The 13194-nt window shown below is 34.6% G+C and carries 7 protein-coding genes; all 7 read left to right on the plus strand.

Features of this window, described 5'->3' with window-relative positions; translation table 11 throughout:
• The first annotated feature begins 334 nt into the window (after nt 1–334).
• The 7 genes from PLE33_08575 (at nt 335) to purH (PLE33_08605) (ending at nt 13041) form a co-directional block, all read left to right on the plus strand.
• Nucleotides 335–1018, plus strand: a complete 684-nt coding sequence (locus PLE33_08575; protein ID HPS61296.1) for an ABC transporter ATP-binding protein — start codon at nt 335–337, stop codon at nt 1016–1018.
• Entirely contained in the window at nt 999–2234 is a 1236-nt protein-coding gene (locus PLE33_08580; GenBank protein HPS61297.1) for an ABC transporter permease, read from the plus strand. Before PLE33_08575 ends, PLE33_08580 begins: the two co-directional genes overlap by 20 nt.
• Nucleotides 2234–3313 carry a YihY family inner membrane protein gene (locus PLE33_08585; protein HPS61298.1) on the plus strand — a complete coding sequence of 360 codons (1080 nt, stop codon included), beginning with the start codon at nt 2234–2236 and terminating at the stop codon, nt 3311–3313. Before PLE33_08580 ends, PLE33_08585 begins: the two co-directional genes overlap by 1 nt.
• A complete protein-coding gene (gene purH / locus PLE33_08590) occupies nt 3310–4857 on the plus strand; it encodes a bifunctional phosphoribosylaminoimidazolecarboxamide formyltransferase/IMP cyclohydrolase (protein ID HPS61299.1) in 1548 nt (515 codons plus the stop codon). The genes PLE33_08585 and purH (PLE33_08590) overlap by 4 nt, the downstream gene beginning before the upstream one ends.
• Before the next feature lie 620 nt (nt 4858–5477).
• Nucleotides 5478–7127, plus strand: a complete 1650-nt coding sequence (locus PLE33_08595) for a T9SS type A sorting domain-containing protein (protein ID HPS61300.1) — start codon at nt 5478–5480, stop codon at nt 7125–7127.
• Nucleotides 7124–11833: a T9SS type A sorting domain-containing protein gene (locus tag PLE33_08600; protein ID HPS61301.1), complete on the plus strand. Its 4710-nt coding sequence runs from the start codon at nt 7124–7126 to the stop codon at nt 11831–11833. The genes PLE33_08595 and PLE33_08600 overlap by 4 nt, the downstream gene beginning before the upstream one ends.
• 26 nt (nt 11834–11859) lie before the next feature.
• Complete coding sequence (gene purH / locus PLE33_08605; GenBank protein HPS61302.1) at nt 11860–13041, plus strand: bifunctional phosphoribosylaminoimidazolecarboxamide formyltransferase/IMP cyclohydrolase; 1182 nt, start codon at nt 11860–11862, stop codon at nt 13039–13041.
• Nucleotides 13042–13194: the final 153 nt, after the last annotated feature.

Raw genomic sequence — 13194 nt, forward strand, 5'->3', positions numbered from 1 at the left:
TTTCACTGAAGGCAGTGGCAAAATTGTAAGTCAAAACAAGCTGTTTGTTTTGACTCTAAACCGATTCTTCTGTGGTTGCAACAAAATGCAGAGGTAACAGAATATTTATCTTTTGTCCGATACTGTCAAAGCTGAAGCTCGGTTTAGAGTTAAAACAAAAATTTATAGTCATTTAATATATTTGACCGGGAAGCCAACTTTCCAAGGGCTGCGGTGGCTGATTATTCATCTGTTTAGTAAGTAGGAAGCTATTTTCCCTGCCCTCTATTTCACTTTTTCATTGACATAATGCTAAAGCATAATGATAAGGCAAAAAGAGGAAAAGTAAATAAATATGGATATTATCAAAACCGAAGGCATAGTAAAGGATTACATTCTGGGCAAGGTTAAAGTCCGTGCCTTAAATGGTATAAACCTGCAGATTCAAAAAGGTGAATTTGTTGCCATAATGGGTCCCTCCGGTTCAGGGAAAAGCACTTTGATGCATATCTTAGGTTGTTTGGATAGACCTACCGATGGTGAATATTATCTGGATGATATTTTGGTTAGCAAAATACATAAGTCAGCTTTAGCTACAGTTCGCAATAGGAAGATTGGTTTTGTTTTTCAGTCCTTCAATCTGCTGCCGCACTTGAATATTCTTAAAAATGTAGAATTGCCTTTAATGTATGGAGGTATGAGTCGTCATAAGCGTCTTGCCAAAGCGAAGGAAGTTTTGCAAAGCGTTGGTTTGGGTGATCGGCTAAAGCATAAACCGGGTGAACTTTCCGGAGGTCAAAGACAGCGTGTTGCCATTGCCCGGGCAATTGTGAATGAGCCCTCAATTTTGCTTGCTGATGAACCGACGGGAAATTTGGATTCCCAATCCGGAGGCGATATCTTAGAAATTTTTAGAGAGCTGCATAGTCAAGGTAACACGGTTATAATTGTTACTCACGATCAAGTAATCGCTTCCAGAGCTCAGCGAATAATTAAAATTATAGACGGGAAGATAGTAGATGGCAATTCCGATAGCTGAATCTCTGAAACTTGGTTTGGCAGATATTTTGATGCGCAAAGTTCGCAGCGTAGTAACCGTTGTAGGAATAATTTTGGGCGTGATGTGCATAATGGTAGTCCTGGCAATTGTGAACGGAATGAATAAAAACACCATAAGTTGGATGGAAGAGCACGGTGGATTGAATAAAATTGAGGTGGAACAAAATTGGCGGTATGATTTTTCCAAAGGGGGCGATCCGAGTTTTACCTTAAAGGAAATTCGTTATTTGCAATCTCTTATCCCGGAAGCGGAAGCATTTAATCCCAATGTTCAGGAATGGGACTCAGTAGTAAATAGGGGTGATCTTAGATACAGTACTTCTGTAAGAGGCGTGATGCCCGATTTTGTAAAAGTTGAACAATGGGACATTGCTAAAGGCAGATTTATAAAGGATTTGGATATAGATGAACATAGCAATGTGATAGTGCTTGGCTCAACTGTGGCAAAAGAATTTTTTAATAACGGTGAACCCTTGGGCCAAACAATTTCTGTAGGCAATCAGCAATTTATTATTGTTGGGGTGATGGAAGAAAGGTTTATGCAATCACAAGGCGGAGATATTGGAGTAGGTGATAATGCTTTGGAATATTTAAATAAGCAGTGCTTTATCCCAATCTCAACTATGATCAGTAAAGTTAACACTGCCAGTAATATAAGCTCTATTGATATAAGAGCAAAAAGTCCTGAAGAAGCAAAAGAATTACGCCGCAAAGTGGAAAACATTGTGCTGAATCTGAAAAACGGAAAACGACTGTTTCAGGTTACTTCCGCTAAAGAACAGCTGGATACAATGCAGGCAAATGTGAAAATCTTTGAAGCGATATTTTTCTTAATTGCTGTAATCTCCCTGCTGGTAGGGGGAATTGTAATTATGAACATTATGCTTGCTTCCATTCGTGAACGCACTCGTGAAATTGGAGTTCGCATTGCAGTTGGAGCCAGGAAAAGAGATATTTTTATTCAGTTTTTAGTGCAAACGATCTTGATAACTGCTTTGGGGGGTGCGTTAGGCATACTTTTGGGATTTACCATTCTGAAACAAGTGGGTAACTACTTGCAAATTCAGGTGGTTGCTTCCGTGCAAATGATTTGGGTCTCGCTCTTGGTCTCTATTGGAGTGGGGCTAATTTTTGGAGTTGGTCCTGCTCTTAGAGCTGCCCGTCTTGACCCGGTTATTGCTTTAAGGGAGGAATAATGAGTAAACAAAAGCAAAAAAAGGGTCTTCTGCAGAAGCTTTTCCTTTGGCTGTATTCCTATATCAAAATTGTTAATTCTGATCTTAAAAAAATTTATCAATCCATAACAGTTACGCAACAACGGAAAAAGGTCTTTGGCAATATTTGGACTTTTATGAAAACATTTTACCAGCGTTTTATGAGCGAAGGAATTTTGAAGGAAGCAGCCAGTTTAACTTATATAACTCTTCTCGGGTTCGTTCCTTTTATCAATTTTCTGGTTTTAATTGCCCCGGATATGCCATTTCTGAATTTGAGTGATAAATTGAGGGAATTGGTGGTGCAAAACTTTATTCCGAGCTCAGCGAATGCTATAATCAACTTTATGGAAAAGCTGATTATGCCCAAAGTCGGCTATAATATTTTCAATATTGTTATTCTGATTATTAGTTCCTATTCCCTGTTTGCAGTTATCAGAGGTACTTTTGACCGTATCCTGAGTATGCAGCTGAAGACCTCCCAAGATACTATTACCCAATTAGTGAAATTTTTCGGCACGATAGTTTTCGGATTGCTGATTATCGTGTTGCTTTTTTCCAGTTCTTCTATTCCCATCATCTCACGATTATTAAAGTCCCCGGTTTTACAGTGGATAATGGTAATAGTTCCTTTCATTTTGCAATTTTTGGCTATCGTTTTTCTCTATATGCTGTTGCCTTCCGTTAGAATTAACCGTGCCTCTTTATTTAGAGGTGCTTTTTGGACTACAGTTATCTGGGTTATTGGTAAATCCGCATTTGATTTTTATATCTATAACTTAACAAATTACCAGGCACTTTATGGAGTGATGGCTGTTCTGCCGATTTTTTTACTGTGGATTTATGTAAATTGGGCAATAATTTTGGGGGGGATGGTTTTAGTGAGCGTTATTGAAAACAATAAAACCGGTGGTTTTTTAACTAAAGAACCCCATAATGCCGTCCGCATAACAATGGAACTTTTTACCAATCAAAAACTTAATCAGCGCTTAGAAGGAATTATGAATAAAGAGAACTTAAAAAAAATGGTAGATACCTTGAACGAGGAAGACGATAAATGAATAAATATGCCCTAATCAGCGTTTCCGATAAATCCGGCATAGAAAATTTAGCTGTGGAACTGGAAAAACTTGGCTACACTATTCTTTCCACTTCTCATACCGCGGAATATTTACAAAAATTCTGCCGGAAAGTAATGCTGGTTTCTGATTTAACCAAATTTCCGGAAATTCTGGAAGGCAGAGTGAAGACCCTGCACCCAATTATTTATGCCGGAATTTTGGCAGATAGAAATAATCCTGTTCACGAAAAAACACTTGCCGAACTAAAAATTGATCATATAGATGTTATAGTCGTAAATTTGTATCCTTTTGCTGAAGTTTGTAATAAGGAAAATGCCAGTGAACAGGAAATAATTGAAAATATTGATATTGGGGGTCCGTCTTTAATCCGGGCAGGAGCAAAAAACTTTAAAAGCGTTACTGTTTTGGTTGATCCTGAGGATTATCCACCCACTCTAAAACTTTTAAAACAGGATAGTATTTTACCTGAGAGCTACAGTGCTTATCTGGCAAAAAAGGCATTTACTAAAACCAGCCAGTATGATTTGGATATTGCCGCTTATTTTACAAAAAAAGATAAGGAATTGCCTTTTATTTCAGAGCTTCCTGCTCAGCTTGTTGTATCTGAAAACCTGAACCTAAAACTGCGATATGGCGAAAACCCTCATCAAAATGCTGGTTTTTATACTAATGATAACCCCGGTTGGGAACTTCTTCACGGTAAGGAACTCTCTTTCAATAATATAATGGACATTGACTCTGCCCTAAGAGCCATTCGTCTTTTTAGTGAACCAACTGCCATTATTGTCAAACACTGCAATCCTTGCGGTATTGGCAGTGGAGAAACTTTGGCAGAGGCATATAGAAAAGCTTATGAAACAGATACGGAGGCACCTTTTGGCGGAATTGTAACAGTAAATCGGTCTCTGAATATAGAAACGGCAACCCTGATTAACAATATCTTCACTGAAATTATTATTGCCCCTGATTATGAACCCGGTGTTCAGGAATTCTTGAAGAAAAAGAAAAACCGCCGCTTAATCCGCTACCACCTTTCCCTGCTGCAAAAACCGATTAACCCTATAGAAATTAAAACATTAACCTTCGGCTATTTAGCTCAGAACTGGGACTTAATAAATGAACCAACAGAGGACTGGAAAATGGTTACCGCCAAACAACCTACTTCGGATGAGTTAGAAGCTCTTATCTATGCCTGGAAAGCTGTTTCCGTCCTAAAATCAAACGCCATTGCTATCGCTAAAGAAGACAGGGTCTTAGGGCTTGGCTGCGGACAAACATCCCGCATTGATGCTGTTCAATTAGCTCTCTGGAAAGCTAAAAAATTCGGACACGATTTAAATGGCTCGGTTTGTGCCTCCGATGGCTTTTTCCCTTTTCGGGATTGTATAGAGACCCTTGCTAAACACGGAATTTCTGCTATCATTCAACCTGGCGGTTCTAAAAACGACGAGGACTGCATTGCTGCCTGTAATGAATTGGGCATTGCTATGCTCTTTACCGGTTTCCGTCACTTTAAACACTAATAATATCCGCAATCCAGTTTAGATATATTAAGCGGATTAACAAGGAGTTATATCTCAAATAAGACATTTGAATCAATAAGAATATATACTTATCCCTTGAAATCCTGAATTCCAATTTGAAAAAGATTTATTCCAATATGTTTAAGGTAAATTTGGCAACTATGACATAAGTAGAATTTGTTACCTTATAGATCAATGAGTCCATTAATAATTGATGCAACCGAAAATGAAAAAAAGACCAAAGAGAATATCTGAAAGTGTAATTAGATGTTTATATTGCTTATATAATAATAGATAAGGCGAATACAGCTCAGACAAAATTCAATATAAAGGAGTAAAGGCGATGGCAAAAAAAAATATTTTTTGCTTTTACGGGAATTTATATTATAATGTAATTATATAGTGTTTGCTTACGAGGAGTTTTAAATGAATTCCGGCAAATTAGTAGTAGGAAGTATTTTTCTGTTTACTGGGACCCTCGGTTAAGAGTAAAAAATTGGGAATTGATGTAAACCTTGAAATTGGATCATTATGTATAATTAAGATATACTGCAAAATAGAGGTTATTATTTTTTATCTTAAGTATAAAACATATCCTTGATAAAAGGGTGGAATAGATTATGAAGAAGGTGCTAATAGTATTGCTTGTAAGTGCTACTCTTATGTTTGCGGGGATAAGATTATATTCTCAAAACAATATGCCCTTAATGCAGAATTTAGCTGGTGAATATTTAAATTCATATTTTGGGAAAGTTATTGCTTCTATTGACTTTAATGCTGATGGTTATGATGATGTAGCGGTTTTTACCTTAAATAGCGGAATTAATCATTGGTCAAGTGTCCAAATTTATTTTGGTGGACCCAATATGGATGCAGTTACCGATCTTATAAGAGAAAGCACATTCCAGGATCAGGTTATCAGCACAACTCTTTTAAATATTGGCGATGTAAATGGTGATAATTATGATGATCTTATGATTTCTGAGCTTTACTCACCAGAGATTACTGATTCCTTAGCTTTAAGAATATTCTATGGAGGACCCGAAGCAGATCTGGAACCTGATTTTACATTAAATTCACCTTGGTTCAGTGAACCCGAAATATTACCAATATGGTATTTGGGAGATGTGAATGGAGATGGCTTAGATGATATAGGAATATATCATTTTATAAATACTAATTATCCTGACTTGGCAATATTGTTGGGAGGAACTTTTCAAATAGTTACTATCCAATACCACATTTGTCTGCAAAGATATCATAAACTTGCTGAAGCAGGTGATGTAAACAATGATGGCTTTGATGATTTTATTGTCGGATTTGCCTTAGAAAAACCAGAGGGTATTATAACTTATCGCTATCTCTATTATGGGGGAAATCCCCTTAATTTGAACAATCGGGTTTTATTGCGTTGTTGGGGAGATTCAGAATGGAGCTTTCCCGGTGGTTATGGTGTAGGTGATTTTAATGGAGATAGCTATGATGATTTTGTCTATTGTGAAGGGGATTCCTGGCGAGATAATAACAAACTGCGTTTAGGTGGAATTAATATAATGGAAACAGAAGAATTTACTTTACATATCAATGAACACATTTCCAATCTGATGGATATGAGTCATCAAGGGGTCGCCTACGGAGATTTTAATGGAGACGGTTATAGTGATTTAGCGGGTTCGGATTATACCTTTGGGCTCTGGACGGGACACGCTGGCGTTTGGCTTGGAGGTGAAAATCCCAATGGCCTTTTTGACCTGAGAATTACAGCTCCACCAACTTCCCCTTTTCACCAATTTGGCAGGAATCTTGTTTCGGGTGATTTTAACGGTGATGGATATTGTGATCTGGCTATTTCTGCACACCATAGCAATACCTCAGGTAATGATAATAATTTAGGTTATGTTTACATTTTTGCCGGAAATGCTCAATTATTAGATACTCCTGTAGCTAATGAAGATGTTTTTATGCCTCCTGTAAACAGTATCTTAAAGGTTAAGTATTTCCCTAATCCCAATTCCTCTAATAACCAAGAAATTAGTTATGAGATAGAAGGTCCTCTTCCTGAACATATATCTACCGCTAAGATTTCAATTTATAATATTAAGGGGCAGGTAATAACCAATTATCAGCTGGATACGCAGAATTTAAAAAGTAAAAGGGGTATTCTACCAGCTGTTAAACTAAAACCAGGAGTTTATATTGTTGCAATGCAAATAAACGGGAAGAGGGTCTCTACCGAAAAAATAACCATCAATAAGGGGAGGATCAAATGAGATATACATTTTGTATATGCGTATTATTTTTAGCACTATCATCATTCTATGCAATTAGTTCTGATGATTTTACGATAGGGTGTTATACTTATATGAAAGCCTGGAATTCTCTTGAATCATTTAATAATGAGATCATTACAACATATTTGAAAAATGCAAAATATAATCTTGATGTTTGGGATACAAATAACCCAAATATTAATGATATTGTAAACTTAATTAATCTTCATCAAAATCAGAATATTGATTCTTATTTAACTGATTACTATTGGAATATTGATACCGAAGGTAATATTACATCTGGTTCACATGCCATTTCTACAGGTAATTATTGGAGATTTGAAGCCGAATATAGCAGTGAAGGAGGAATTAATAACAGTAACGATAAATTTTTCTATAAATTTTCAGATCCCAATCGGGTAGGAGAAGCTTTTTCAATGGGTGATAGAGAAATATGGAAATGTATATATAACCATAATATAGAACCACCACCAGAAGGAGCACCTCAAATTCTCCCAAATTTAATACAAATGCCCCCAGGTAATGCTATATGTGGTTTCAAAACCCGATGGAAAGAATACAAAGCTGGTTATAATAATAATATAGTTCTTAATAACGAGAAAAATATTGGACCTGAATTTCGATTTGCCTCTTGGGGAGCAGATTCTTTATCTGTAACATATATGGCTAATAATAAATTATATTTACGATATTTAATTAAAATCGATCCTAATTTTCCAGCTAATGCACCTGCATTTACATTTAAGTGTGCATTTTATAAAAGAGAAAATAATAATAATTATAATTGGTATTTTGTCCCTTTAAAAAATGTTCTTTCTTCAACTATACCCACAGATTCAATAACTTACACTTATTCCGATATGCAATCAGATAATTATACAACCACTGAAGCTGAAAATCCTCAAAGTGGATATCGCAGTATTACTTTTGAAATAGATTTAGTATATTTACTTCATAACGGTTTTATGAATAATCTTGGATATTGGTTTACATCACTATACGGCATTAATCCCTATGTCTACTGGCATAGTGGGCACACAATTTCAATTGATTATTTAGAAATATTTGATAAAGTATATGATAATTTAGATAATAATCCTTCTGTTGTGCAAGGATGGATATCAAGCCGTTTATATAATAATGTAAAAAGGCACTATACACTTGATGAACCTTCTATGCCTCAATTTTATTCTCTCAAGCTTATTAATGAAAATATATTGTCTTCAATAAATGGTGATAAAGCTATATCAAATATAAATTGGAATCATGGATTGATGAAGAAAGGAGATGGTAACAGGTTTTCTATGCCAGGTTTATATCTTGCCGAAACAAACCCTTCTGAATTGTTCATAGATTATTATGTGTTAGAACCTGAGTTTAATTGGAATCTGCCTGCTGAAGGAAATGGAATCTGCAATAAAAATTCTGTTCAATGGAATTTAGATTGGAAAGTTCTTCAACATTATAGAAAATTAAAGATGGCTTGTGAACAAGATAATATTCCTTTGTATGTTGTCCCTTGTACAGCGGGGAGGTGGGATGAAAATCATAATTGTTGGTCATTCTATCAATATCCAACCCCTCAAATGGTTAAGTGTTTACAATTTTTACCATTGTGTTATGGTGTTGATGGAATTATTGATTATCATTTATATAATATTATTCCCAATGTAATTCAACAAATTAAAGAACCTTACAATTATCAGGAAATAGAATCAGAAATTCAAGAATCAAGTTTAAAATGGTATTCTATGCTTGATGTAAGCAATTACAATACCCCAGATTATAGTATAGATTCAACTTCTCTATATTCTGCCATTTGTGAAGCAAATGATAAAATTTGTGTTTATGGCCCTATTACAAAAAATCTTAATTGGCAGGATGCGGTAACTATTGGTATATCCGGTTTATTCCAACCAGGAGAAATATATTCAGAACCATCATCCTTATTGAATGGGACTACATACTTAGATTCAATTAAAGTGGTTATTACCAACTCTAATCCTGATCAGTATGAAGGATATATTCAATGTGGCTTTTTCAGTGATAACAATAATGAACCTTGGTATATGTTAGTTAATAGAAGAACTAATTTCGTTAATAATACTAGCGGAAGTTTAAAATTTTATTCTGTAAGTGATATTAGAAATTGTGTTGGCTACAATATACCTCCTGCTCAGAGGGTCAGATTTAAACCTAATAATTATGCGTTCAATCATTTTGGTTCCCCAGCCCTCTATGATCCATATAGTCATTCTTTATACTTCCAATCTGGTCAGAATATTGATCTACAAATTAATTCAGGTGATGGGATATTACTTGAAATGTGTGCTTCACTTCCACCTTCTGTATCTTCAAATACTACTTTACGAAAAAAAATTTACTTGGGGGGAAATATATCACTAAATAATGGTTGTACTGTAAATGTTGAACCAAATTCAATAGTGTCTATTTTACCTAATACTCACATAACATTGGATAGTAATGCAACCTTTAATATAAGAGGAAGCATTTCTATAGGTGATAGTGTTCATTTTACCCTCTCAGATAATTCTACTTTGTCAATTTCTAATGGAGTATGTAATTTTGGCAAAACAGGCACAACAATTATTATTGATGGGAATGGAAATTTTATTATAAGTGATAACACACAATGTATTTATCCTATTTCATTTACCATGAATATTTCAGAAGGTACAAATGTTATTATTTCAGGCATTCAAACTTATAAAACGGGATCAAAAATATTTGTATCCAATAATTCTTCTTTAACATATCAAAATTCTATAATAAATTTTGGAAATCTTGTAAGAATGTATATTAATAACAGCTCATTTTCTATATCTTCATGTACAATTCTTCCTTCTTCAATATCAGCATATTATGATTCTATATTAGTAAGCAATTCTAGTTATATTAACATATTATATTCAACTATTAGCAAAGTTCCTATTTTTGTGCACAATTCAAACTTATATTTCATTAATAGTAATATAGAAGTTAATTCAAATAAAACTGGTATTACTATTAATAATAGAGACAACTATATTATTTTTGATACAACTATAGGACCTCGAAACTCCATAACATGTTTATCTGGTGAAATGGCAAAAGGAATTGAAATAATAAGATCACATTCTCCAGTAGTTATAAAGAATACTATTTTTTCAGAATTACAATATGGAATTCTAAAAACTACTTCTTTTGATTCACCTGATAGTATTTTCAACTGCTCATTCAATAATTGTATTTATGGTATTAAAGAAACGACAATAGGATCAATAGGGAGAATACAAAACTGTTCATTTAATAATATAGGTGATGTAGGTATATTTTTAATTGGTTCTACTCCTACAATTTGTTCTTGCGATTTCAATGCTTGTGATACAGGTATTAAATTCGATGGTTCATTTTATTCCCCCAAATTATCAGGTATATTTAATTCATCATTTTCTTTCTGCAATACAGCAATAGAAAGCAGAGGTGCTGTAGCAAGAGTACAGAACTGTGATTTTTATTTAAATGAAACTGGATTATTATGTCATAAAGATTCCAACTTGAACCTTACTTATAATGCAAAAAACTGCTTACGTAATGAAATTAATAATATTAAATTTTATTATGATGATATGTATCATTCATATATTCAAGTATTTAGTGGGCATAATGATTTTTATCATTTTGGATCAACTTCATTTGATTTTAACTTTGATGACAATTATTCCTCATCATACGTTTATGAAATTGATGCATCTAAGAATTGGTTTGAAGATGATTCACTAAGAGTAAATGATCCTGAATATGAACATTATGTAATAGTTAATGGTTATGATGATAATCCTAATACTGGAGGAACAGATCCTGATGGCAATAATCGGTACTTCTTGGCATTATATCAAGAAGCTTGCGAAAATTATGATCAAGCAGTTTTTTTATATGAAACAATACTAAATGATCAATTGGAAGTAGAAAAGAACTATTTAAATGGTTGTATTGATGGAATATATAGAATAAAATTAATGCAGGAGAACCAACTTGAAACATTAGAACAATATGTTACTCAGAAAATAGATCAATATGCTAATGTAGATTTCTCTTTTGCAAAATTATTAACTGATTATCTTATTAAGATTAATATAACAAAGAAAGATTTTCAAAATGCGATAGATTTAATTCAGATTCGTATAGATAATCCTGTTAGTATAATAGATTCCTTAAGGGCTGTTCTCGATTTAGAAATTGTTCTGCAGCTTGCGGTAATAGAAGATGATAAAAAACCAGTATCTACAAAATATAGCCAATATTTATATCCTAATATTGATATTTTTTATAATAAACATCAGGATCATTGGGCTTTGTTATATAAGTTGATGAATAAAGAGGAATTACAGGAAATACAAATTCCATTGGTCCCAATTATCAAGAATAATTATCCCAATCCTTTTAATCCTTCTACAACTATAGTATTTAGTATTCCTAATTCAAGCAAGACAAAATTGGATGTTTATAATGTTCGTGGTCAGAAAGTGAAACAACTTATTAACAATGATCTTGAACAAGGTTATCACAAAATTGTTTGGAATGGTAGAGATAAAAATAATCATAGCGTTGGTTCCGGTATTTATTTAGTTCGGCTTGAAACAAGTAGGAAAGTATGTGTACGGAAAATTATGCTGATAAAATAAATATTATCTAAGAGGAAATAGAAAATATTGATATTGGGGGTCCGTCTTTAATCCGGGCAGGAGCAAAAAACTTTAAAAGCGTTACTGTTTTGGTTGATCCTGAGGATTATCCACCCACTCTAAAACTTTTAAAACAGAATAGTGTTTTACCTGAGAGCTACAGTGCTTATCTGGCAAAAAAGGCATTTACTAAAATCAGTCAGTATGATTTGGATATTGCCGCTTATTTTACAAAAAAAGATAAGGACTTGCCTTTTATTTCAGAGCTTCCTGCTCAGCTTTTTGTATCTGAAAACCTGAACAGTAAATTGCGCTATGGCGAAAACCCTCATCAAAATGCTGGTTTTTATGCAAATGGTAACCCCGGTTGGGAACTTCTTCACGGTAAGGAACTCTCTTTCAATAATATAATGGACATTGACTCTGCCCTAAGAGCTATTCGTCTTTTTAGTGAACCAACTGCCATTATTGTCAAACATTGCAATCCTTGCGGTATTGGCAGTGGAGAAACATTGGCAGAGGCATATAGAAAAGCTTTTGAAACAGATACGGAGGCACCTTTTGGCGGAATTGTAATAGTAAATCGGTCTCTGAATCTGGAAACGGCAACCCTGATTAACAATATCTTCACTGAAATTATTATTGCTCCTGATTACGAACCCGGTGTTCCGGAATTCTTGAAGAAAAAGAAAAACCGACGCTTAATCCGCTACCACCTTTCCCTGCTGCAAAAACCGGTTAACCCTATAGAAATTAAAACATTAACCTTCGGCTATTTAGCTCAGAACTGGGACTTAATAAATGAACCAACAGAGGACTGGAAAATGGTTACCGCCAAACAACCTACTTCGGATGAGTTAGAAGCTCTTATCTATGCCTGGAAAGCTGTTTCCGTCCTAAAATCAAACGCCATTGCTATCGCTAAAGAAGACAGGGTCTTAGGGCTTGGCTGCGGACAAACATCCCGCATTGATGCTGTTCAATTAGCTCTCTGGAAAGCTAAAAAATTCGGACACGATTTAAATGGCTCGGTTTGTGCCTCCGATGGCTTTTTCCCTTTTCGGGATTGTATAGAGACCCTTGCTAAACACGGAATTTCTGCTATCATTCAACCTGGCGGTTCTAAAAACGACGAGGACTGCATTGCTGCCTGTAATGAATTGGGCATTGCTATGCTCTTTACCGGTTTCCGTCACTTTAAACACTAATAATATCCGCAATCCAGTTTAGATATATTAAGCGGATTAACAAGGATTTATATACATATCATATTGAATAGACAAAAAAAGGAAAATACAGTTGAGAGGGTTGAGAGGGTTGAGAAGGTTGAGAGGGTTGAGAAGGTTGAGAGGGTTGAGAAG

The organism is Candidatus Cloacimonas sp. (genome assembly GCA_035403355.1).
In the GTDB taxonomy this organism is placed as follows: domain Bacteria; phylum Cloacimonadota; class Cloacimonadia; order Cloacimonadales; family Cloacimonadaceae; genus Cloacimonas.